The organism is Streptomyces sp. GQFP, assembly GCF_021545335.1.
Lineage (GTDB): Bacteria > Actinomycetota > Actinomycetes > Streptomycetales > Streptomycetaceae > Streptomyces.
In genome coordinates, this window is sequence record NZ_CP089312.1 from 4,905,477 (window position 1) to 4,929,203 (window position 23,727).

The following is a 23,727-nucleotide window of genomic DNA, read 5'->3' on the forward strand; positions in this document are numbered from 1 at the left end:
AACGAACTACCTGTTCCGACTCAGACGAGCCGCTTACGACCCCAGAAGAAAAGGAACACCGCGATCCCAGCAGTCAAGGCGAACAGAATCGACGCCCCGAACCACTGCATCCCGTTCATCTGCGACATCGGCAGATAGTCCACCGACCACCCCACGACATCCGCCTTCTTCAGGCACACCTCACGCACCGCATCCGAATCCCCCTCCGCACACGTGCTCCAACCAAGCAGCTTCCCACTGCTGGTGATGTACGACTCGTCGATCTGGTACACGCCGTCGGGCAGCGTCGGGAACGAGTTCTCGGCGATGACGCCCTTGTTCGTCGTGACCGTGATGACGTTGCCGAGCGACAGGATGAAGCTGGACCAGACGAGCTGGAGCACGACGGTGAACCCGAAGGTCACCACCATCGACATCAGCGTGCGCCGCAGTACCGCACCGATCGCCACACCACCGATGACGGAGAGCAGGGTGAGGGCGACGGGCACCGGGCCCGTGGTGTTGAACGCCTCGCTGGAGGTCCAGTCCATGACCGTGACCTCGGACTTGACCGGGCTCCACCACCAGCCGAACGCGGCCGACAGCGCGACCGTGATCACCGCGACCACCAGCGTGGTCAGCCCCAGCTTCGTGGCCAGCCAGCGGGTCCGGCTCGCGGACTGGGCGGCGACCAGCTTGGCCGTGCCGTTCTCCAGGTCGCCCGCGAGGAGCGGGGCGCCGAGGAAGACGCCGAGCAGGATGGGTATCGCCGTGAGACCGGTGGAGACGTAGGAGAACGCGTCGCCGTACTGCTGGAACTCGTTGCCCACCTCGTCGAGGCTGTTGGCGGGATAGCCGTAGCCGTCGAGGAAGTCCATCATCTGGCCGCGCTGGTAGACGATCCAGGCCACGGAGAGCGCGGTGGCGGCGAGGATGGTCCAGAAGGCGGCCCGGTGCTGGCGCCAGACCAGCCAGGTCATACCGCTGAGGTGGGGGCGCCGGGTGGCCTCCGTGGTGGTCGTCGCGCTCATGGTCCCGTTCTTGCTGTCGGTCGAGGTGCCGGAAGAGGCGTTCTTCGGGGTCGAGTTGCTGGTCGAGATGCTCATGCCGCCACCGCCCCGGCGCCGTACGCCTGGCCCTGGACCTGGGCGGTGGGGGTGATCAGGGGTGGTGCCTCGGGTGAGCGGAGGTAGGCGAGCAGGAGTTCCTCCATGTTCGGGGCGTCCGTCTCCCAGGGGCCGGTGACCGGGCCCTCGGGGCGGATGAGCGCGGTGAACTGCCGTCCGCTGGTCCGGGATTCGACGAGGGTGTGCTGCGCGAGGCCGGCGGGCACGCCGTCGCCCTCCTTGGCCCCCGTGACCAGGGTGTGCACGGACATCAGCTCGTCCACGTCACCGGCGAGGCGTACTCCGCCGCCGGAGACGACGACGAGGTAGTCGCACACGTTCTCCAGTTCGGCGAGGACGTGGGTGGACATCAGGACGGTCGTACCGCGCTCGGCGGCCTCCGCGAGGAGCGTGCCCATGAGTTCGTGGCGCACGACCGGGTCGAGGTCCGACATCGGCTCGTCGAGGAGCAGCAGGTCGGGGCGCTTGCCGAAGGCGAGGGCGATGGCGACGCGGGTGCGCTGGCCGCCGGAGAGGGTGTTGATCCTCGCCTCGAAGGGGACGTTGCCCGCGCGGACGATGTCCTCGGCGGCGCGCTGGTCCCAGCCCGGGTTCAGCTCACGCCCCAGCCGCAGGGTCTCCGCCACGGTGAAGCGGCGGAACAGGGGCTTCTCCTGGGCGAGGAAGGCGGTGCGCCGACCGGACTCGACCGAGCCCGGCGCCTCGCCGAACAGGCTGATCGAGCCGTTCGTCGGCTGCAGGACATGGGCCGCGATGCTCAGCAGCGTGGTCTTGCCGGCCCCGTTGGGTCCGACCAGCCCGCAGATCCGGCCCGCCGGGAGCCGGAAGGAACAGTCCCGCAGCGCCCAGCCCCGCCGGTAGCGCATCCCCAGTCCGTACGCCTCAAGCGCCGGCTCCCCCGCGTACATACCGTCACTCACCTGTGCTCCTAGTTGTCGTGGCCCCCGTGGACCCCGTCGTCATGGACCCCGTTGTGGTGGACCCCGGTGTCGAGGCCCCCGCCGCCGGCGTGTTCCCGGCGGCGTACTGCTTCTCCATCGCCGACGTGACCAGTGCGGCCACGTCCTCCTGCTCCAGACCGGCCCCGGCCGCCTTCGACATCCAGGCCACCAGCTCCCCGTACAGCGGAGAGTCGGTGCCCGCCGAGGGGCGGGCCAGCGTGCGGCGTACGAAGGTGCCCTGGCCGGGTCGCGGTTCGACCAGACCCTCGCGCTCCAGCTCGCGGTACGCCTTGAGGGTGGTGTTCGGGTTGACCGCGCTGATCTCGGCGACTTCCTTGGCGGTCGGCAGCCGGTCGCCCGGCACCAGAACGCCCATCCGCAGGGCCTGCTTGGTCTGCTGCACGATCTGCTGGAAGGCGGGGACCCCGCTCCGCCTGTCGATGCGGTACTCCACGATCACCACCACCATTCCACTACTTGATTAGTGGAATGATGATGGAGGGGTTGACGGGCGCTTGTCAACGGGGGCCGGGAGAACGGCGCGCCGTGGGCGACGCAAAAGGGGCCCGCCGGCCGCTGTGTGCGGCCGACGGACCCCTGTCGTTCGGGCTCGTCCGGGTCTTGTGCCTACGGGGCTTTCCAGACGGATTCCAGAACCAGATAGGTGATCGTGAGGTAGGCCGTGCCGTCCGCCGGGCCCCCGAGAATGAAGTTCTTCCGCTCCAGCGGTATGGCGGTCCTCGGGTCGATGACGATGCGGGTGCGCCTGTCCTCGGAGTCGTATTCGATCGCCACTCCGGCCCGCCCGGCGCCGTCCTTCACCGGACCGACGAGGCGGACGTAGGGCAGTTCGGCGAGGACTTCGTAGAGTGCCGAGCGCACCTCGGGGCTCACTCGGTCCACAAGCAGTTGGACGATGCCGTTGAACACCGCCTCGTCCTTGGGAGTGGCCGGGTTGCCGCTCTCCAGAAAGGTCCTGAGGGCGCCCGGCTCGGTCGGCAGGTCGGCGAGGTCGTCCCACTTGACCTCCATGCCGGCAACCTGCACCGACATCTGCGCGCCGGGTTCCTTTCCGACCCCGGTCCGCAGGTACTCACCCTTCGAGGTCTCGACGATCACTCCCGAGCGGCTGGTCCAGGACGTGGTCGTGGTCGGGCCGAGGTCCATGCCCGGTGCCGGCCTGATGGGGGCCCCTCCCGTCTCGTTCACCATGCGGTGGACGCTCCTCGCGCGCACCTTCCAGTACGGCGCGTTCGTGCTCGGAGCCTCCGCCGCCGTGTCCGCCACCCCGTGGAGGAACGACGCCGCGTTCGCGCCCGCCGCCGGCGGGGTGTCGCCGAAGGGGATCGTCGGTACGGCGATCGCGCCGGCGACGACGGCCGCGACGGCGGCGGCCGAGAGCAGGACGCGGCTGCGCCGCGTGCTGGCGAAGCGCCGCCGGGGCCACTTGCTGTCCGTCGCGGCACCCTCGCCGGCGGCGGCCAGACGTACGGCGGCCAGGGCCGCGTCGATCGTTCCGGTGGCGGGCGGGGCGACTTCGCCGGCGGCGACCAGGATGTCCGCGCCGGGGAAGTCGAGGGCGTCGAAGTCGTCGAGGGCGTCGAGAACCTCGTGCTGCTGCTCGTTCATGCGGGATCTCCTGTCGGACGGAGTACGGACGTACAGGCGGGCGTACGGGCGGAGGGCGAGGCGGACGTGCCGGACGCGTGTGCCGCGCGGTCCGGGTCGAGTGCCTCGCGCAGCCTGCTGCGGGCCCGGTGCAGCCGGGAGCGGGCCGTGCCCGGAGGTATCCCGAGCACCGCCGCCGCCTCCGTCGGGGTCAGCTGCTCCCAGGCCACAAGGAGCAGCAACTCCCGCTCCACATGCGGGAGTCCGGCCAGCGTCCCGCGTACCAGCGGGGCGAGTGCGGCGGCGTCGAGCCGCTGGTCCACCGCGTGCCACGGGTCGGCGTCCACGACGGACGCCGTACGCCCGAACCGCTCCGGCTCCGCCTCCGGACGCTCCCGCGCGCTGTCTCTCCAGTGGGCGGCCAGGACGTTGCGGGCCACGCCGAACAGCCAGGTGCGGAGCGTGCCCTTGGCGCTGTCGAAGGTCAGGCGGCTCGTGTAGGCCTGGAGCCAGACCTCGGAGAGCAGATCGTCGGCCGCGGCGGGCGCCCGCCGCGCGAAGTAGCCGTGGAGCGCCACCGAATGCCGGGCGACCAACGGCTCGAACGCCGCGGGATCCCGCGCGGAACGGGCGAACAGCTCCCCCTCGTCCGCTGGTTCACCGTCTGGCGCACCGCTCTCCGGTGCCGGTTGCCGTGTCGATGCCCGCCACATGAAGACCCCCTTCCGTGACCGTGCCACACGGTCACACCCTCTACTTGTCGGGCGGGGCACCGAGCGTTCGGCCTCGGCGGTGGATCACCTTCTCCATCGGACCGTTTTCATCACCGCACCCTCCTATCGGACCCTCCCACCACCACACCCCCATCACCACTTCCGCACCGGAAACCTGATTTTTCGCCAAGTACGACGCATCCGGCCGGATCCTTGCGTTGTTGCGGACGGTCGTTCGAGTGGCGGCGCTGACCTGAGGGTCCGCTGTGGAACCTCAGCTCCGGGCGGGCGGCTCGGGGGTTTGCGGGCGGGGGTCGTACGGGCAGGGATTCCGGGCCACCGGACCGTTTACGTGCCCATACATGAATTACCGGTCGGTACACCCGATATGGCGTGATCCGCTCAGGCCAGAACTTCGCTCTGTCACCATCAACGCCATCGCAAAACCAGGGGTCCGGAACGCGGCGGGGGGCGTGCCATGGGACTGCTAGGCAATGAGCTGGCGTTCGCGCAGTCGCTGACCGCCCAGGAGCGCGAGGGCGTCATGGCCCTCGGCAACCCGAAGCACTTCGCGGCCGACACCCATCTCCTCACCGAGGGCGACCGATCCAGCCACGTCCTGATACTCGTCAAGGGCTGGGTGACCGTCTCCGTCGCGACGGACCGGGGCGCCACCCGGCTGATACTCGGACTGCGCGGCCCCGGTGAACTCCTCGGCGAGATGGCCGCGTTGGACCCGCATCCGCGCAGCGCGACCGTACGGGCGCTGGGGCCGACCGAGGCCCAGGTCATCTCGGGGGACGCGTTCCGCAGGTTCCTCGCCGAGCATCCCCGGGTGAGCGGGCTGGTGATACGCCAGCTCACCTTCCGGCTCCGCAGCGCCGACCAGGAACGGTCCGCGCTCGCCTCCCTCACCGTGCTCCAGCGCCTGGCCGGCCGGCTCACCGAACTGTCGGGGTCGGGCGGCGCGCCCCGCTCCCCGTACGTCCCCGCCGGATCCTCGGTCGTACAGCTCGCCCAGGACGAGCTGGCCGCGAGCATAGGGGCCACCCGGGAAGCCGTCGCCAAGAGCCTGCGGCTGCTGCGCACCCAGCAGATAGTGCGGACCGGCAACCGTGTCGTGGAAATCCTCGACCCCGAGTTGCTCGCCCTCCTCGCCGACGGGCACGCGGAGAGCGCGTAAATCTCCGGCCCGCCGTGTGTAAACGGCTACAGACGGCCCTCGTCCCGGGCCCGAATCTGAAGGGGCGACCGAACGACGATCGAACAGCACCAAAGGGGGCACGGGGTGGACGACCGCGACGCCATGGATCTCTCCGAAGCGCGCTACGAGTTGGTGATCAGCGTCGACGCCCGGCGTTCCGGGCAGTACGACGACATCGACAGGCCGCGGATGCGCGCCCGGATATACCGGGTCGTGGAGACGGCGTTCACCCACGCCAAGGTGGCCCGGGACGCCGTACACATGGAGGACCGCGGCGACGGCGTCCTGCTCTCGGTGTCCGCGCGGATCCCGGTGACCCGGCTGCTCGGGCTGTGGACGGTCGAGCTGCACGAGAACCTGCGCGACGAGAACCGCGCCCTGAAGGTGCCGCTGGGGCTGCGGATCGGCATGCACGTCGGTCCCGTACGGCATGACCCCCACGGGATCAGCGGACGCGCCGTCGACCTGGCCTGCCGCCTCGCCGACTCCGCCGCCGCCCGTGAACTCCTCGACGCCGAGGGCGCCGACCTGGTCCTGGTGACCTCGAACTCCCTGTACGAGGACGTGGTGCGCGGCGGCGGCAAGTTCATCGAGCCGGAGCGCTACACCTCGGCCCGGCTCACCCTCAAGGAGGGCGAGACGACGGCCTGGTTCCACCTGCCGGGCAGAGCGGCGGCCGGCTCCCCCCGTACACCCGCCTCGGTGGACCACTCCGACAGCACCTACTCCGCGGGGCGCGACATCTCCGTGATCGACGGCAGCACCTTCAACGGAAACGTGCGCATCGGCGGTGACCACAAGTGAGCGACGACGACCCGCAGCCGGACGACACCCCCGAGCCCGACCAGCCCGAGAACAAGGAAGACAAAGAAGAAAAAGAAAACAAAGAGGACAGCGACCGGGACGAGAAGGAGAAGGAAAAAGAGAAGGAACGGGAACTCGCCGCCGAGCGGTTCAAGGAGTACACCCGCGCCCCCTTCGCCGAGGAGCAGGGCGAGGACGCCCCCACCGACCTCGCCGCCGCCTCCCGTACGCGCCGCGCCACCCGGACCCTGTTCGAGGCCGGCCGCGACCTCACCAGCGTCGACCGCTCCTTCATCAGCAGCGCCCACTTCGGCGACATCTTCCTCGGCACCGACACCCGCCTGCGCGGCCCCGCCCTGCGCAGCGGTCCCGTGCCCGAGGACGAGCTGCGCAGGCTCCGCCGCGCGCACGTGGTCCCCGACGGTTACGTACGGCTGCGCAACGCGCTGAACGCCCGCAGTCTGCTGGTGCTCGGCGCCGCCCCGGGCACCGGACGTACGAGCACGGCGCTCTCCCTGCTCGCCGAGGTCACCGCCGGATCGGGCGTGCGCCGCGTCGACCCGGACGGCGGGATCCGCCGGCTGGCCGCCCAGTTGGGCAGCGGCGACGAGTTCCCGCCCGGCACCGGCTATCTGCTGGAACTGTCCCTCACCCGGCCCGGCGTACTGCCCCCGGACGACATGGACCTGGACGAACTGGCCACCGCCCTGGCCCGGTTCGAGTCCTTCGCGGTGCTCGTCGTCACCGTCGGCTCGACGGCGGGCCCGCTGCTCGCCGGGCGTTACGGCATGCTCTGCCCGCCCGCGCCCACCCAGGAACTGCTCACCACCCGGCTGCGGGAACGGCTGGAGGAACGGCTGGGGCAACGGATAAAGGACCATGTCGCCGCCGCCCCCGAAAGCGCCCTCAGCATGGAGCAACTCCTCGCCCGCGCCCAGGAGTTGGCCGAGCGGGCAGAGGTCGTGGACGCGGTCGGGCTGAAGGACCTGCGCCCCGCCGAGGCCGAACTCCTCGCCTCCCTGCTGGCCGGGCGGCTGCTGGGCGATCTGTCGTACGAGGAGTTGCTGGCCGGCTGTCGCAGCCTCGCCGCCGAGCAGGCCCAGGAGTGGTTCACCGGGGTGGACCGGGCGCTCACCGCACCGGCCGACAGCAAGAAGGAGGGCGCGGGGAGCGACCAACGGCCGGGCACCGCCGCCCTGTTCCACCCCGTGGCGTTCCGGATCGCGCTCGCCGTGCTCGGCGGGGCCTCGCACAGCGCGGTGGCCTCCGCCGCCCATCTGCTGACCTGGGAACTGTCCGTCCAGTGCGACCCCGACCACACCCCGGCCCGCCCCCTGTTCTGCGACGACCCGGTGGCCGACCTGGCCCTCTCGCGCGCCGAACTCACCGACGGCGAGGTCGAGGTGGCGGGTGCGGAGGTCGCGGCCCGGCTGATCTGGTACCGGGGCGGCGCCCTGCCGTCGGCGGTGCTGGCCGAGCTGTGGGACCGGCACTTCCCGGTGCGCGCGCCGGTCGTGCGCTGGCTGCGGCTGCTGGCCGACGACCAGCGGCCCCAGGTGTGGGTGCGCGCGGCGGTCGCCGCCGGGGAGCTGTGCGTACGGGACTTCGACCACGGGTTCGCCGAACTGGTCCGGCCGCTCGCCGAGGGCACCGCCCACCGCAGGCTGTTCGCGGCCACGATGCTGGACCAGGCGGCCGGTCACCCCTCGCACCGCAAGGCCGTACGGAAACTGGTCGAGGACTGGAGCAGGTCGGCGACCTGGACCCAGCGTTCGACGGCGGCGGCGGCGCTGGGCTACGGCAACTGCGCGGACACCGTCGACGACGCCCTGGACGCCCTCGCCCGGATCGGGATCCGCGAGGACGCGGAGCAGTCGCTGCGGGCCGCCGCCGCGTTCAACGTCGTACGGCTGCTGGCGCTGCCGGACAGCGAGCGGACCGCGAAGGTGCTGCGGCGGATGGCCGACTGGACCCAGCACAAGCGCGAGGGCTATCAGACCCTCGGGCTCGCGGCCACGATCTGGCTGGCCGAGACCCGGGTGGACAAGCTGCTGATCGACGAGCCGGAGCCCGCGCTCGGCGAACGCGGCGACTGGCCGCTGGCCCTCGCCCTGGTCGCCGCGCGACCCGAACTCGCCCTGCCCATCGCGGACCTGCTGTGGACCGCGCTCAACACGGCCCGCTCGAAGGACGTCGCCATGGACGCGCTGGAGCGCATGCTGCGCACCGCCGTCCGCAAGAAGGGCGACGAGTGGACCCGGCCGGGGCTGGCGGCGCTGCTGCCCGCGCTGGCCGCCGAGGAACCCGACCGGCGGCGGCTGGACTGGCTGCTGCGCCGAATGATGAACGATCCGGACGATCCGCTGCCCGACGCCCGGGCGCGCTCCCTGTGGCGGCTCGCCACAGGCCGGCGGACCCGGAGCGGCCAGGAGGAGAGAAGCCATGGCTGAGAACGACGAGGCCCGGGCGCGGGCCCGGGCCCAGGAGCGGCTGCGGGCGCGCAGAGCCGCCGCCGGTCCGGCGGGTCCGTTCCTGAAGGAGTACCCGCCGACCGCCGCCCAGCCGCCGATCAGCGCGCAGACGGCGCTGGTGCGCTTCTACCGCAACGGCGGCTACAGCGTGATCACCGTGACCGGCACCCGGCACGTGGACAAGCCGGTGCTGGCCCGGCCGCACACCGTCTGCGAGATCGCGCTCGGCACCTACCAGACGCCGCTGGAGATCGAGTTGCCGGCCGCCGGCGGCACCAGTTTCTTCAAGGCCGAGGTGGACATCCACTGGACGGTCGACGACCCGCATCTGGCCGCCGTCCAGGTCGTGACGGACATCGCCAAGCGGCTCACCGCCCCCATCCTGGAGCGGCTGCACGAGGTCACCTCGACCTACCGCGTGCACGAGGCCGAGCAGGCCAACCGGGCCATCACCCGGGAGTGCACGGGCGGACGCTGGGGCGAACTGGGCACCGAACTCGGCCTGAAGGTACGGCTGTACGTCCGGCTGCGCGTCGACGACCGGGCCATCGAGCACATGAACGGCATCCGGGACGCGCACGCCTCCGCCGAGGTGACGAAGGTGCACCAGGAGCGGTTCCGGGCCATGCTGCAGGGCGGGGAACTGGAGCAGCTCACGTACATGCTGGCGGCCGAGCCGACCGAGGCCAAGGACTTCCTGGAGAAGATCCGCCAGGAGGGCCGGCAGGACGAACGGGAGCGTGTCGACCGGCTGTTCGACATGGTCGAGAGCGGTCAGATCCAGTCCAACGACGTCGAGGCGCAGGCGCTCAGTCTGCTCAACCGGGGGCGGATGGGCGGGGTCCAGGGGCCCATCGGCTCGCTGCCCGCCCGCCGGAACGGCCGGAACGGCAGGCCCACTCCCGAGCTGGAGTCGTCCTCCGCCGAACCGTTCACTCCGGACTGGGTGTCGGACGATCCTCCCGCCCGCGCCCGCCGTAGGCCTGGAGACACCCACGATCCGTACGCCGACGACGACTCCGCCCCGGAGCCGCCGCGCCGCAAGCGCCCCCGCGACGACGGCTGGGACTGGGCGGACGCGGACGGAAGCGACGACGCAGACGGGGCCAGGGACACCCGATGACCGGGGACGGGGGGACCGGGGGGACCGGGGGGACCGGGGGGACCGGGGGGCAGGTCGGGCCCGAGCCGTACGGGGGTCGGCACGGGCCCGACCGCTCCGGGGAACGCGTGAGCGAGCGCGTCGCGGAGCGGCTGCTCGGCACCATCAGGGAGGACCTCGGGCGGGCGGACTCGAAGGCGGCGGTGCTGCTGTCGGGGACGCTCGCACTGCCCGCGTTCCTCATCGGCTGGCAGGGCGCCCCCGGCTGGCACGGGCCCGCCGACGTGACGCTGGTCCTGGCCGGCCTGCTCTGGACGGTCTCGGTGACCGCGCTGGTCGGGGCGCTCATGCCGCGCACCGGCACGGTCCGGGAAGACCGGCAGGGACAGGCCCGGGTGACGTACTTCGGCGATCTGGTGGGCGCCCGCCGCGACCTCGCGGGGCTCGCCGCCCGGGTCGCCGAGGCGGGGCGCGATCCGGCGGGCTGGCTGCTCGTCCAGGCCGTCGACGTCAGCGCGATCCTCTCCGCCAAGTACCGGGCGATCCGGTGGGGGGTGGGTTCGCTCGCGCCCTCGGCGGTGCTGGCCCTGGCGTGGAGCATGACGGCGCGCTGAGACAGCGGCGGGAGCGCTACGGCGTCGTCGAGGGGCGCCGAAGTCAGGAAGTTCACCCATAAGGACGTATCCGCGCGCACGACGGAACCCGTGCGCGCTCAGTAGCGACGATCCAGGAACACCGGCAACGGGAAAACGGGGAACAGGGGACGGCCGTGGGACGAGTCAACGGAGTACGCGAGACAAGAAAGAGCGGGGCGCGCCGTGCCGCGCTCGCCGTGCTGGGCGCCGCCGCGGTGCTCATGTCCCTGTCGGCGCCCACCGGTCGGCCCTCCGGCGGGGACGCCGTACCGGTGGCGGAGACCGAGGCGGCCTTCCCTGCGGTCAACTACGCGGTCGCCGTGGACGAGTCGGCCAGCCTCGCCGACGCGGACATGGCCGCCGAGAAGGCCGCCGCCGCGCGGATCGCGCTGGGTGACGTGTCCTCGTCCTCCCATGTCACGGTGTTCGGTTTCGCCGCGGCCGAGGGCGGGGGCCAGAGCGCCGTTGACCCGGTGTGCCCGCGTACGACGCTGGACGCGGCGGGCCGGGAGACGATCGGCGCCTGTGTCGGCAAGCTCCGCAAGCGCGAGTCCGGCGAGGGCACGGGCACCGACTTCCCGAGCGCGATCCGGCAGGGCGTGCACGAACTGACCAACGGCACCGACCCGTTGGAGCCCCGGGTGCTGTTCCTGCTGACCGACGGGATCATGGAGGTCGAGGACAGCCCCAAGTACGGCGACCCGGCCCACCGGAAGGCCGAGGGCGAACGGCAGTTGACGCTGGCGCTGAAGGACGCGGCCGAACAGGGCGTGCAGATCTGGCCGTTGGGCTTCGGACCGAAGCCGGACGAGAAGCAGCTCGCCCGGATCGCCGCGGGCGGCTACCAGAAGGGCTGCGTCGAACTGCCCTCCGCGAAGCCGAAGGCGGAGCTGGTCGGCGGCTCCGAGAAGGTCGGCACGACCCTGGAGCGGATCTTCGCCGCCGCCCACTGCATGCGCCACGAGGAGGGCCCGGATCCCCAACGTCCGCCCGCCACCCTGAAGATCGCGATCTCGCCGCTGGCGACCGTGGGCAGCATCGTCGTCGACAAGGGCGACCCCGAGGTGCGGATCACCTACACCGACCCGGCCGGCGACAAGGTCCCGACGTCCGGGACGCACAAGAACTCCCGCTTCGAACTCGCGGGCGGCACCGGCACCGTGGAGGCGCTGAAGATCACCGACCCGCTGCCCGGCGTGTGGAAGGTGAAGGCCGAGGCCCCGGAGGGGCACCGCTCGCTGCCGGTCGCCGTGAGCGTGCTGTGGCAGGGCGAACTGGGCGGCGCCATCAGCATGGACCCGCCCTCCCCGCGCGCCGGGGACGAGGTCACGGTGACGATGCGGGTCCAGACCCGCGAGGGCTACCAGATCAAGGACCCGAGCGACTACGCCGGGCTGAGCGTCAAGAGCGAGCTGACCGGCGACGGCTTCACCCCGCTCCCGCTCACCCTCGCCGACGACGGCAAGGGCAAGGACGCGAAGGCGAGCGACGGCTCGTTCACCGGCACCGCCGAGATCCCGGCGGACGCGGCCGGCGCGCTGAAGGTGAGCGCCACGCTGACCGCCGCAGGCCTGAGCGCGGACACGCGCAGCGAGGGCGGCAGGGTCGCCCCCGGTGAACTGCCCGTCACCACCGCGCTCGACATCCCGGCCGGGGACACGCATCCGGGCGGCAAGGTCACGGGCACGCTGGCCGTCCACAACACGAGCGACGCGCCACGCACCCTCAAACTGTCGGTCACCGACGTGAAGGCGGGCCTGCTAACCGTCACTCCGTCCCAACTCACCCTGAAGGCGGGCGAGTCCGCGACCCGGAAGGTGACCGTCGAGGTCGCCCCGGCCGCGGTCTTCGGCGACCGCCTCACCGACGACGGACTGTCCCTCGCGGGCAACGTCACAGTCGTCGACACCACCGACGGCGACCTCCCCCTCGCGGAGTCCCCGCTGTCGGTGGACGTGACGCCGGAACCCGGGATCTGGGACCGGTTCTGGTGGGCGTTCCTCGCCGCCGCCGTCCTGGTCGCCGCGCTCGTCGCGGCCGTCCTCGCCCTGATCCGGCTGCGCCGCGCCCGCCGGGACCCGCACGGCCTGGTCCTACGGCTCCTCGACGAACACGGCGAGCCGCTGCCGGGCGAGCACGTCGCCGGACACGGACACAAGCAGTGGTACGAGTTCGGCGTCGCCGAGGCCCACATCAGCCCCCGGATCGAGCGCCGCGCACACGGCCCGTACGCCGTCCAACGCAACCCCAACGGCGGAGCGGTGCTGCGCCGCCGCGACGGCGGCCGGATCCCGCTGTCGGCGGCGATCCCGGTCCAGCTGACCGACGGCCTGAGCCTGGCACTGGGCGAGGAGACCCGCAACACCCGCAAGCGGAAGGCGAGTTCGCCCACCTCCGCCGGTCCCGTGCCCGGCACCGACCCCGGCGGGCAGGACAGCACGAACGCTTACGACCAGACGTACCTGTGAAGGGGCCGCAGGCCCCCTTCAGGGGCGCGGGGCTGTGTCGATCTGCGGCTCCGCCGCGCGGGCGCGACGAACTCGGAGGCGCGCAGCGCCCCGAAAGGGGCGCGGGGCTGTGTTGCATGTGCGGCTACCGCCGCGTGCGCGCGACCAGCCCCCACGGCGCCGCACCAGAACCACCCACAGACGCACCGTGCACCAACACGCGGCCCAGCAGCCGCACGCGGGGAGGAAACCCATGAAGATCTTCCAGCCGATGCTCTTCGTCGGCCTGGGCGGCACCGGCGGCCTGGTCGGCGCCGAGCTGGAACGCAGGCTGCGCGCCGAACTGTGCGGCCCGGACGGCTCGGCCCTGAGCCGCCTCAGCGGCCACGCCCCCTACCAGCTGCCCGACTGCCTGCAGTTCGTGTACGCGGACTACAGCGAGTCGGACCTGATGCGGCTGCCGCAGTTCAACGTCGATCCCTCGCTGCGGGCCGCCTACTCCCGTACCTCACGGGCCACCCACGACCTGCTGCCGAACTTCGACAGTTCGCCCGAGGTCACCAAGATGCTCCGGGCGAGTCTGCGCGGCGAGGTCGCCGACTGGCTGCCGCCGCGCACCGACGAACCGCGCGTCACCCCGCTCCACAACGGCGCCGGACAACTGCCCACCGTCGGCCGCGCCGCCCTGTTCGCCACACTCCGGCACGGCCTCGCGCCTGTCCTCACCCCGCTGCTCCAGGCGATCGACGCGATGGCCAGGGCCGGCGGCGAACTCGCCGAGCTGGGCGGCGGAAAGGTCACCGGCTGCGATGTGTTCGTCGCGTTCTCGGTGGCCGGCGGGACGGGAGCCGGGATCTTCCTGGACTACCTCCACCTCATCAACCACGCCTTCCAGCTGCGCCGGTTCAACGGCGTGAAGATCTACCCGCTGGTCGTCATGCCGTCGTCGTTCTCCTCGGCGACCGGCGGCGGACGCGAGGCCGAACTCAACGCGGCCCGCGCCCTGGTGGACCTGTTCCGGCTGGTCGACGGGCAGAACGCGCCGACCGAGGGCGCCGAGATCGGCGACCTCGACCAGCCCGCCGGGCTCGGCGTCCGCTACCCGGGCAGCCAGCCGATCCGACTGCGCACCGGCATCCTGCCGACGTCGTTCCTGTTCAGCCCGACCGCCGGTATCCGCCCGGACGATCTGCGCCGCTCCATCGTGTCCCTGGTGATGTCGCTGATCGGCACCGAGCTGGGCGACACCCGCACCCGGGGCCGTACGACGGTCAGCGACGACGACTTCCAGACCTTCGCCGCGAGCTTCATCAACCGGGGTGTGCACCGAAGTGCCCTCTCCCCGACCGGAATTGGCCGCCAGGGCGTCTCCACCAGCCTGGTCGCGTCGATGACCGTCCCCATGGACCAGCTCGCCGACCTCGTCGCCGGGCGGATGCTGCGGGAGGCGGTCACCGATCTCGTGGACCGGCCCCGGGCCGCGCTGCGCGAGGCGACCGTGCCGATGATCCGGCAGCTGTTCGCCGACTCCCACCTCGAAGAGCTGTGGGAGCGAAGGCAGTTGCCCGTCCTGGACCCCGAACCGCTGCCGCGCGGCGGCAAGGCCATAGAACAGGCGCTGGGCGAACGCGTCTCGGACATGCAACGGCTCCTTGCCGACCTGCGGTCCGTCGCCGAACGCTCCGCCGCCACCATGGCCGACCGCTTCTCGCCGCGCCCCGCGATCGACAAACTCCTCCAGAACGTGGACCCCTTCCACGCCGACCGCGTCGTCCGGGGCGTCCCGGAGAGCGACGACGCGATCGCCCGGCTCGGCTTCCTCGGCATGCTGGACAACCGCTCCCGCGCCCCGCAGCGCCCGCCGGGCATGACGGAGCAGCCACCCAAGATCCCCCGGATCAAGGGCCGCCTGGCCGGGATGTCACCGGCCCGCTGGGGCGACGACGACGTCCAGGCCGCGCTCCAGGAGCAGGACGCCTGGTACCAGTGGCGCTGCCGGACCATCTGGCACGAGGCCTGGCGCGAACAGCAGCAGCACTGGCGGGCCCAGGCCGACACGGCGGGCGCGGACATCGCCCGGCTGGTCAACGCCTTCCGCGCGCACAGCGACCAGGAGCGCAAGATCTCCGCGCAGAAGGGCATGGAACTGTACGAGGACCGCACAGGCATCTCGTACCTCCTCCCGCCGCAGCGCACCCTCAACCACTTCTACGAGGACGTGGTGACAAGGCTGATCCGCCGCGAGGGACTGCGCGAGACGGAGGACGCGGCCTCGCTGCTGCTCAAGCTGGTCGACGGGGACACCTGGCGTGACGTCCACGCCCGCAGCAGGCGCAGCCCCGACGACGCCGTGTCGGTCGTGAAGGCCCAACTGGAGGGCAGGATCACCCGGTTGTTCGCGGAGGGCGGCGAACGCCTCGAAGAACGCCCCCTGTTGCCGTCCATGAGCACGCTACTGGCCGCCGCAGCAGGCGACTCGGACGCCACCGACCAGGTCAGCAAGGAGGCCCTAGACCTGTTCGGCCGCAAGCTGACCGGACTCCTGCCGGTCGGCTTCACCCCGGAGGGCACCGGCCCGCTGCGCGTACTGGTCACCTACCCACGCGTGGAGGCGGTGGAGGAGGTCGAGCAGTACCTCGGCAAGGCGCTCCGCCTGCCCTCCGACGCCCGAAACTCCGTCGAGTACAGGGGAGTTGAGAGCGACTCGGTGACGGTCGTCCTGTTCCGCAGCGAGATGAGCCTCACCCAGGTACCAGAAGCCCGAAAAGTCCTGCGCCAATGGGCCAGGGCCAAGGACAACGAACAGGCCCAGGACGTCCTGCGCTGGCGCCAGCGCCTCGGCTACCGGGACAGCTGGATGGTCAGCGGCGAGGAGGACCGCCGAGTCATCCTGCACCGCCTGTTGTGCGGCATGTGGAACGGCCAGGTCGACGTCGTGGACGGCGAGTCGGCGTCCCCGGACCGCGTCCGGCTGCGCCTGCACCCGGAGAAGGGCCCCCAAGTACCGGGCGTACGCCTCCGGTTGGGCGACTTCCCCGGCGGCGTGTCGAGCTGGGCGGAACTGCTCCGCTCGTACGAACGCTGGACCGTCCTGGACGACGAGCGCACGGTCGAGGACTACTGCCGCGAACTGATGGGCGCCCAGCCCCTGGGCCTCACCAGAAGCGGCACGGACCCGCACCCCCTCTTCGTCGAACTCGTCGAGGAGATCGCCCCACGCCAGCTGGCCCTGCTCACGGAGCGCCGCGAACGGGACGGCGAACGCGTAGAGGGCTGGGTACGCCCCCTCTGGGAATTCTGGGCGGAGACCCTCCCGGCCGCCCTGGACACGGAGTTCGGCGACCAGCGAGCGATCCAGCCGACCCTCCGCACCCTCCTCGAACACGTCCGCGGCGGCATCCCGGCTCCGCGCCGCCGCCCGGAATCGGAGACCCCCCGCCGTCTGATCGACGACGAGGACGACTGGGGTACGGCACCTCGGGCCCCGGAGCCCGATACGCGGCGCACGTCGGCCGACGACTACGACGAGCGGGCGGGCCGCCGGGACGACGAGCGGAACGGCCACCGGGACGACGATCCGGCCCCGCGAGAAGCTCCTCGCACATCCCCGCACACATCCCCGCACGCATCCCCTCGTACATCCGCCCGCTACGACGACGACTTCGCCGTGGACGACTACACCAAGCCGTCCGCCGACAGCCGTGACGACAACGACACTGCGTACGGCGGCAGTTCACGCTTCTCCACCCGGGACGGCGACACCGGCGGCCACGTGGGCGGCCGTGCGGACGGCCGCGTCAACGGCTCCCCGCGCAGTACCGAGCGCTTCTCCGCCCCTTGGGACCAGCCCGACGACACCGACACCGACACCAACACGGACACCGACCGCCGGTACGACCGGGACGGCGACAGCTCGCCCTGGGACGGAGACGCCCAGTGAGCCTGCCCATGGGCTCCGGCCCCGCCGTCATCCAGCTCGACCTGCGCTCCGGGGCGGCGGAACTCGACACCGCCCAGGCACTCCGGGCCCGCGTCGCCCGTCTGCTCGCCCGGGCCGGGCAGCCGGAGCCCGACGACCCGCTGTTCCTGGTGACCGACACCCCGGCCGGCCTCACCGACCACCAGCGGCAGTACGAACTCCTCTCCGGCTACCGGGCCGTGGGCGAGGTGCGAATCCTGGTCCTCCTGGTGGGCAGCGCGCCCGGCTCGTACGCCGACCATGACGAGGCGTTCCGGCCCGACCGGCGCCTGCTGCGCCCCTCGGTACTGCGCACCTCCGGCACCGCCCTCCTGTGGGCCGGTGACCTGCGCGCCGCGCGCACGGCGGTCGAACACCCCGCACCCGACGACCCGGACGCGCTGGCCGTCCTGGTGGACGTGCTGTCGGTACCGGACGTGTACCTCCGCGTCCTCCACGACCTGGAGTCCCTCCCAGAGGCAGTCGCCGCCCCCGGCGTACGCCTCCTCGAACAGGACCTTCCCCCCGAGGTGCGCGACCGGGCCTGGCGCGACGCGCTCACCCGTTTCGCGGGCCACGACACCGACCACGCACCGCCGACGGCGGTCGCCTCCGGCGCCGATCTCCCCGAGCCACTGCGGTCGCTGGTGACCGGCCGGGGCGGCCGGGACCAACGGCACCGCGAACCAGGCGGCCCGGCCGACGGAACGTACCGCGCCTGCGCGGACGCCCTCGACTACGCCGACGAGGCCCTGTCCGGCCTCCGCACCCTCCCCGGCCTGCTCCGCCCCACCCGCCGCGCCGCCTTCGAAGCAGACCTCGACCAGGCCCGCCAGTCCCTCGACGCCTACAAGTCCCTGGTGAGCAGGGCCCTGACCACCAGCACCACCTCACCCGCCGAGGCAGCGTCCCACCTCACCGCCCTGGGCCTACGAGTCCCCACAGCAGAGGGCACACGCGACCGAATCGGCGAGGCCCTACGCGAATACGCCGAGAAGCTGCTGGCCCAGGGCCTCGCCCTACGGTCAGTGGCCCAAAGGTTCACGACCTTGGCAGGCAGGGTGGAACCGGTACCGAGTTCGGCGCTGACACGAAAACTCACGGCATTCGGCAGCGCCCCGACAGGGGCGCGGGGAACTGCGCGACAAGCCACAACGAACCCGCACCCGAAAGACAACCCACCCCACGGAGCGCTGACCAGCGGATTCATAGCAACATTCGCCGCGCTGCTAGGCGCCCTATGGCAGGGCCCCCTACTCGCACTCGCCCTGATCGTCCCGCTCCTCTTCCTCACCACCGCCCTCCTAACCACATCCCGCCTAGGAGGCACAGGCCGCTGGGCACTGGCCCCCCAGCTCGCATCCTGGGCCGGCGCCCTGACCGGCGCAGCGGTCGCGTACACAACCAACCCCCCGCCCTGGCTCAGCACCGCCGGTCTCCTCATCGGCCTCTGCGCGGCAGCGGACACCGCCCGCCGCCTATGGCGTACCGCCGCCGACGCCTGGAAACCCGGCCACGCCACCGCCACCCTCCGCCAGGCCCTGCAAGGCCTGGACACCCTCCTCGCCGAGGGCGTCCAGGAACACTGGGCCGTGGAGGAGCGCCTGAACTGCGCGGACGCGGCACGTTCAGTAGCCGGTGTACTGCGAGCGACGGCAGCGGCGGCGGAGGCCGAAGCGGCCCCCGAGCCCGAGCGAGCCACGGTCGGGGCCGCCGCGTACGACACGTACGGCGCCGACGGATTCCCGGCGGACGACTGGCTGTCGAGCACCCCGGACGCGTTCTCCGGAACCGGCGACGGCCCCACAGACAACAAGGCCGCCAACGACGACTGGATGACCACGTACGCCTGGCCGAACGCCCCGTCCTGGGACGACCCGGCGGACACCCCCGTCCCGGCCCCCCGCGAAGAACCCCCCGTGTCCTCCCCGCCCCGGGCGGCGGACCGCACCGCCACCACCCCCCGCTGGCTGGACCGCGAGACCGCCGAGGGCGGCCCGGAGTTGGTCGCCACCCTCGCCCGCGACCTCACCGACGCAGCCCTGAAGGCGATGGCGACCTACTGGGGCGCCGTGGAACGCGGCCAGGCCGGCACGCTCGCCGCGACCCGGATCGAGGGACGGGTAGCGGAACTCCTCTCCACGGCCCGAAGGCACCTACGGCACAACGGAGTTCTGGCCGCGCCCCCCTTCGCCGCCCCCCGCCGCACCCGCGCCAACTCGGCCGGCCTGCTGGGCACCGACCCGCACGCACTGGCCGGACTGGTCGGCGCGGAGACCGACCGCCAGTCCGTGGTCCAGCTGTCCTCACCCGACCAGGGCGCACTGCTCAGCCGCGACCCGGCGGCGGCCGTGTGGATCAGGTTCGCGCCCCTCGCCGTACGCGACGAGGTCGAGAAGGTCTGGCGTACGAACGGTACGGACCGCCCGGAGGAGGTGGAGTGGACGTCGTCGGGACGGTACGCGGGCCTGCTCCGGCTCACCCCGCTGCGCCCCGGAGTCGTCGACACCTTCCGCCCCCGCCACGACGACGGAGACGGCGAGGGCGACGGGCCCAGGAACGGACACGGCTACGAGTACGAAAGCCCGTACGACCGAGGGGACGGCGACAGCTGGTGACCCGCACCACGCATCCAGGGCCAGGACCGGGATCGGGATCGGGATCGGGGCCTGGGGTCCCTGACGGACCCGCCGACGCCAAGCTCGGCTTCACCGCCCCCTCCGGGCGACGCCACGTCGCCCGCGCCCGCTTCGGCCCCGAGTCCCGGCGCGACCCCCAACTGCCCCCGCTGATCCGCAACGCCCTGCTCGACGACCGGGGCCAGGGGCAGCGCTGCGTACAGGTGCGGCTCGCCACCCCCGACGCGACGGAACCGGTCGCGCGCGCCCTCCTCGACACCGAGGCGGGCACCGCGCTGCGGCTGCACCGGCTGGTCGACGGCACCGAGTTCGCCCCGCTGTTCCCCCGGCTCATCGGCTACGAGCTGGACACGGACGAGCCGTTCCTCCTGTACGACCCACCGCGCGGCGCCACCGCGGCCAAGACCCACGTCATGTCGTCGACCGACCAACGCGTCCTCACCCGCGACCTGATGCTCGCCCTGTGTCTGCTGGACGGCCAGGGCCTGGTGCCGCGCGGCATCTCGCCCGCCAACGTCCTCTGGGACGGAACGTCCTTGCAGCTCTGGGGACTTGAGGGCGTGGCCCGAGTCGGCCGACCCCGGTCCGCGTGGGGCCGGGCCCCGTACTCCTCGCCCGAACAGCGTCGCAACGAGGGCGTGACCGACTCCCGGGACGCGGTGTGGAGCGCGGCCCAGGTGCTCTACCGGCTGGTGACCGGCCGCCCCGGCCACGCCGACCACGCACCGGCCGACCTCGACGAACACCGGGTCCTGGCCGAGACGTTGAGGGACGCCTTCGCCCCCCGGGCGACCGGCCGCCCGACCCCGGCCCAGCTTCTCGACCTGCTGTCCCCGGGGGCGTCCGGCCGCGCGGCCCTCCTCGCACCCGCCGACGAGACCCACCAGGACCGCCAGGTGTTCGAACAGGCCATGCGCGCCAAACGGCAGGCACCGGTGGCCCCTTCGACGACGGTCGCGGGCACGGCCCTGACCGAGAGCGAGGTGATCTGCCCGTACTGCCTGGAGACCATCCAGCTCGACCTCGGCGCGCTGTACGTCACCGACAGCCGGATGCAGTACCAGCCCCTGAACCTCGCGGGCGTCGGCAAGCTGCGCCGCCAGGACGTCATGCGCGGCGCGGTCCAGAAGTGCACGGCGGACCCGGACTTCCCCGAACACTTCATCCCCGTGCCGTACTTGACGTACGGCCGTCCGCTGACGGTGGCGATGGTCGGCCAGTCCTCCACCGGAAAGAGCCATCTGCTGACCCAGATGATCGCCGAGATCACCGACGGCGGCCTCGAACCCTTCGGCCTGAGCTGGCAGTCGGTCAACCCCGAGCAGCACGCCAGGTTCGTACGGGAACGGGTGCAGCCCCTGCGCAACGGCCGCGTCCTGGACCACACCACCGCCCTGGGCCTGGACGGCTTCGCCCGCTTCGTCGAGTCCCTCCTCATCACCGACGCCCACGGGCAGGTGCGTCCGGTCGCCTTCTTCGACCTGGGCGGCGAGGACCTCGTACGGACGGACGCGGCCCTGCGTTTCCTGCTCGGCGTGGACGCCCTGGTGTTCGTCGTCGACCCCGTACTGGCGCTGCCGCTCCCGCAGTTGGACCACGCGAGGGAACGCGGCGGGGTCGAGGTGAACCGGGACGGCGACCTCGCCTTCGCGACGGTCCTGGACCGGCTCCCGAAGACCGGCCAGTACCTGGAGGTGGCGGCCACGATGGTGCTGGGCAAGGCGGACCTGCTGCGCTTCCAGTCCCCGGTCGACCGCTGGCTGGCCAGGCCGACGGCCGCCTCACTGGACGCCACCCTCATCCGCGAGGAGAGCCAGGACGTCCACGCGTTCCTGCGCCGGCACGCGGGACAGGCCTGGCTGCGCCCCTTCGACGCGATCCGCCGGTGCACCCTGCACGTCGCGTCGGCCACCGGCGGCCAGGAGGACCAGGGCCGCTATCCGGCGGGCGCGGCACCCCGGCGCGTACTGGAACCCCTCCTCTCCCTGCTCGCGATGCACGGCCTGATCGACGTCCCGGGCGGCCCCGAGGCGTTCGCGCGGGGCGAGGCGGCGGCGTGGGAGGCGGTGCCGGCGGAGGGCGGGGAGGGACCCGGGCAGTTCGGTGTGCCCGGGGCGCGGGGAGCCGGGGGTCCCGGACGCGAACGAGAACGGGAGCGGGAGCGGGAGCGGCAACCGGAACGGGGAGAGGAAGAGCAGTGAACGAGTTCCAGGAGATGCCGTCGGTGTCCTCGGCGGATTCGGCACCTTCGGTGTCCTCGGCGGCATCGGCGTCTTCGGCGCATCCAGTTCCGTCGGTGCATCAGCTGGTCTTCCGGTGGGAGGGCAACCACGGCAGACAGGGCACCGGCATGAAGGCGGTCGCCCACTCCTGCTCGGCGGAGCGGGCCGAGCAACTGGGCCGGGAACTGGGCCCGTTGCTGTGGGTGTCAGGGCCGGGCGCGGCCCGCCCGAGCGTCGTACGCACCCTGTCCCGCGACGGCGAGGTCCTGCTGGCCCGGCGCTGGCCCACCAAGGACCCGTACGGCCGCCCGAGCACGATCAGCCATGTCCTGGTCGGCGCCCCGGGCACCCTGAAGACCCGTCAGTGCCTGGGTCTGGCGTACGGCGGCTGGGGGCCCCGGGAGTCCGCGGAGCAGGCGAGCGGAACGCTGTCGACGGTCGAGTGCGCGCAACTCGACGCCCTGGCGAGGCAACGGCTGCCGGAGATGCTGGGGCGGCTGGAGAGCGTACGGCGCGCCCTGATCCTGGTCGCGGCGGAGTGGCTGCGCGATCCGGCGCAGCGGGTGTCGCTGCTCGTGGAGGAGACGAGCCCGCCCGGCTGGCCGGACCGGGACGGCGCCCCGCTGGTCTACCTCGGCCTGTTCCTCCTCTTCGGCTCCTGGCCGGGCCACGAGTGGTCGTTCGCGACGTACGACACGGTCGACACCCACCCCCTGCGCCTCACGTCCGTCCCGCGCTGGGAACAGGACACCGGCGGCTCGGGCCCACTGGCCCGGGTGGTGATGGGCCGTACACCGGCCAACCCCCAGTTCGAACACCGAGCGGCGATCCACCTGGTCGATCATCTCCTGGCCCACCCGGACGCGGCCGCGGGCGTACCCCAGCTGCTGGAGAACATGAGCGACGGAGCGACGCTGGACTGGGCGCGGCGACGGGACCTGCTGGGGAGGATCCTGAACGCCGAGGGCCGGGGCGGGTATCCGTACGAGGTTCGGAGCCGTGTGAATGGCTCGCCGGCGCAGCGCCCGTTCCAGGAGTCGACCGACGTGGACGGGGACTGGGACCGGCTGTCCGTCGAGCCCCCGCTGCCCGAACCCCCGTACCCGGCACCGTACTTGGAGCCCGCGCCCACGGTCACTCCCCCGCAGCCGCGCCGTACGCCCGACCGCGAACCGTACGGACTCCACGAGGAGTTGTGCGACCACCGGCGCGGGGATCTCCAGCAACGCACCATCCTGGAAGCGATGTTGCGCCCACTGCCCGACGAGGTGCTCCTGCGGGAGCTGCGCTCGGGCGAACTGCCGCCGGACGCACTGGACTTGGTGCTGTCCGAACTGGGCGACGAGGAGCGCCGCCGAACCCGCCCCCTGGAGATGCGGCACACCCTGTGCGCCCAAGTACTGCACAACAACCTCTACTTGACCCATCACGGGCAGCCGGGCGAACTCACGTCGCGAGCGGCTCTGGCGGACCGGGCGGCCGACCTCTTCACCTGGGCCGTGGCCCCCCTGGCCCGCGACGACCGCTATCTGCTCGACCTCCAGGAACTCCTGGCCAGAATGTGCCGCGACCCCCATCCCACCGCGGGCAACTGGCTCCGGCACACCGTCATCGCCCCGCCGAACGGCGAGGTCCCCGACCTCCCGCCGACGGTGTGGCAGCAGATCCTGCACGTCCTGCTGACCCGCCCGAACGGACCACAGCCGACCACGTCCCACCCCTCACCAGCCACGACACCGCCGCCCGCACCGACCGCCATGACCCGCCTCTCCGACCTGATGGACAAACCGGGTTGTGTCATCGGGGCGGCCTTGACGGTGCTCTTCGTGCTGGTCACGACTGTGCTGATCTTGATGTGACGGAGGTAGGCTGACCGT

Annotated in this window: 15 protein-coding genes; 10 read left to right on the forward strand and 5 right to left on the reverse strand. The window is 72.1% G+C overall.

Annotated elements, in window-relative coordinates; genetic code table 11:
* Positions 1-20: 20 nt before the first annotated feature.
* The 5 genes from LUX31_RS21725 to LUX31_RS21745 form a co-directional block, all read right to left on the reverse strand.
* Positions 21-1,085, reverse strand: coding sequence for an ABC transporter permease subunit (locus tag LUX31_RS21725; RefSeq protein ID WP_235476610.1), 1,065 nt, complete (start codon positions 1,083-1,085; stop codon positions 21-23).
* Entirely contained in the window at positions 1,082-2,014 is a 933-nt protein-coding gene (locus tag LUX31_RS21730) for an ABC transporter ATP-binding protein (RefSeq protein WP_235480007.1), read from the reverse strand. The genes LUX31_RS21725 and LUX31_RS21730 overlap by 4 nt, the downstream gene beginning before the upstream one ends.
* A gap of 4 nt (positions 2,015-2,018) precedes the next feature.
* Positions 2,019-2,516 carry a GntR family transcriptional regulator gene (locus LUX31_RS21735; RefSeq protein ID WP_235476619.1) on the reverse strand — a complete coding sequence of 166 codons (498 nt, stop codon included), beginning with the start codon at positions 2,514-2,516 and terminating at the stop codon, positions 2,019-2,021.
* A gap of 158 nt (positions 2,517-2,674) precedes the next feature.
* Entirely contained in the window at positions 2,675-3,676 is a 1,002-nt protein-coding gene (locus LUX31_RS21740) for a CU044_5270 family protein (protein ID WP_235476621.1), read from the reverse strand.
* Positions 3,673-4,395, reverse strand: a complete 723-nt coding sequence (locus LUX31_RS21745; protein ID WP_235476626.1) for an RNA polymerase sigma factor — start codon at positions 4,393-4,395, stop codon at positions 3,673-3,675. The genes LUX31_RS21740 and LUX31_RS21745 overlap by 4 nt, the downstream gene beginning before the upstream one ends.
* Positions 4,396-4,846: 451 nt before the next feature.
* On the opposite strand from LUX31_RS21745, the gene LUX31_RS21750 reads away from it, so the two are divergent.
* The 10 genes from LUX31_RS21750 to LUX31_RS21795 all read left to right on the forward strand — a co-directional run bounded on the left by LUX31_RS21750 (position 4,847) and on the right by LUX31_RS21795 (position 23,709).
* Complete coding sequence (locus LUX31_RS21750; RefSeq protein WP_235476628.1) at positions 4,847-5,551, forward strand: Crp/Fnr family transcriptional regulator; 705 nt, start codon at positions 4,847-4,849, stop codon at positions 5,549-5,551.
* A gap of 105 nt (positions 5,552-5,656) precedes the next feature.
* Positions 5,657-6,376, forward strand: coding sequence for a hypothetical protein (locus LUX31_RS21755; RefSeq protein ID WP_235476629.1), 720 nt, complete (start codon positions 5,657-5,659; stop codon positions 6,374-6,376).
* Entirely contained in the window at positions 6,373-8,826 is a 2,454-nt protein-coding gene (locus LUX31_RS21760) for a hypothetical protein (protein WP_235476630.1), read from the forward strand. The genes LUX31_RS21755 and LUX31_RS21760 overlap by 4 nt, the downstream gene beginning before the upstream one ends.
* Positions 8,819-9,970 (forward strand): hypothetical protein, encoded by a 1,152-nt coding sequence (locus LUX31_RS21765; protein ID WP_235476631.1) that lies wholly within the window; start codon positions 8,819-8,821, stop codon positions 9,968-9,970. The genes LUX31_RS21760 and LUX31_RS21765 overlap by 8 nt, the downstream gene beginning before the upstream one ends.
* A 107-nt stretch (positions 9,971-10,077) precedes the next feature.
* Positions 10,078-10,563, forward strand: coding sequence for a Pycsar system effector family protein (locus LUX31_RS21770; protein ID WP_235476632.1), 486 nt, complete (start codon positions 10,078-10,080; stop codon positions 10,561-10,563).
* A 155-nt stretch (positions 10,564-10,718) separates the two neighbouring features.
* On the forward strand, positions 10,719-13,052 hold the full coding sequence (locus LUX31_RS21775; RefSeq protein ID WP_235476633.1) for a VWA domain-containing protein: 2,334 nt from the start codon (positions 10,719-10,721) through the stop codon (positions 13,050-13,052).
* A 232-nt stretch (positions 13,053-13,284) separates the two neighbouring features.
* Entirely contained in the window at positions 13,285-16,971 is a 3,687-nt protein-coding gene (locus LUX31_RS21780; protein WP_235476634.1) for a tubulin-like doman-containing protein, read from the forward strand.
* Positions 16,968-19,607 carry a hypothetical protein gene (locus LUX31_RS21785; protein WP_235476635.1) on the forward strand — a complete coding sequence of 880 codons (2,640 nt, stop codon included), beginning with the start codon at positions 16,968-16,970 and terminating at the stop codon, positions 19,605-19,607. The genes LUX31_RS21780 and LUX31_RS21785 overlap by 4 nt, the downstream gene beginning before the upstream one ends.
* Positions 19,604-21,829, forward strand: coding sequence for a hypothetical protein (locus tag LUX31_RS21790; protein ID WP_235476636.1), 2,226 nt, complete (start codon positions 19,604-19,606; stop codon positions 21,827-21,829). The genes LUX31_RS21785 and LUX31_RS21790 overlap by 4 nt, the downstream gene beginning before the upstream one ends.
* Entirely contained in the window at positions 21,826-23,709 is a 1,884-nt protein-coding gene (locus LUX31_RS21795; protein ID WP_235476637.1) for a hypothetical protein, read from the forward strand. The genes LUX31_RS21790 and LUX31_RS21795 overlap by 4 nt, the downstream gene beginning before the upstream one ends.
* Positions 23,710-23,727 lie beyond the last annotated feature (18 nt).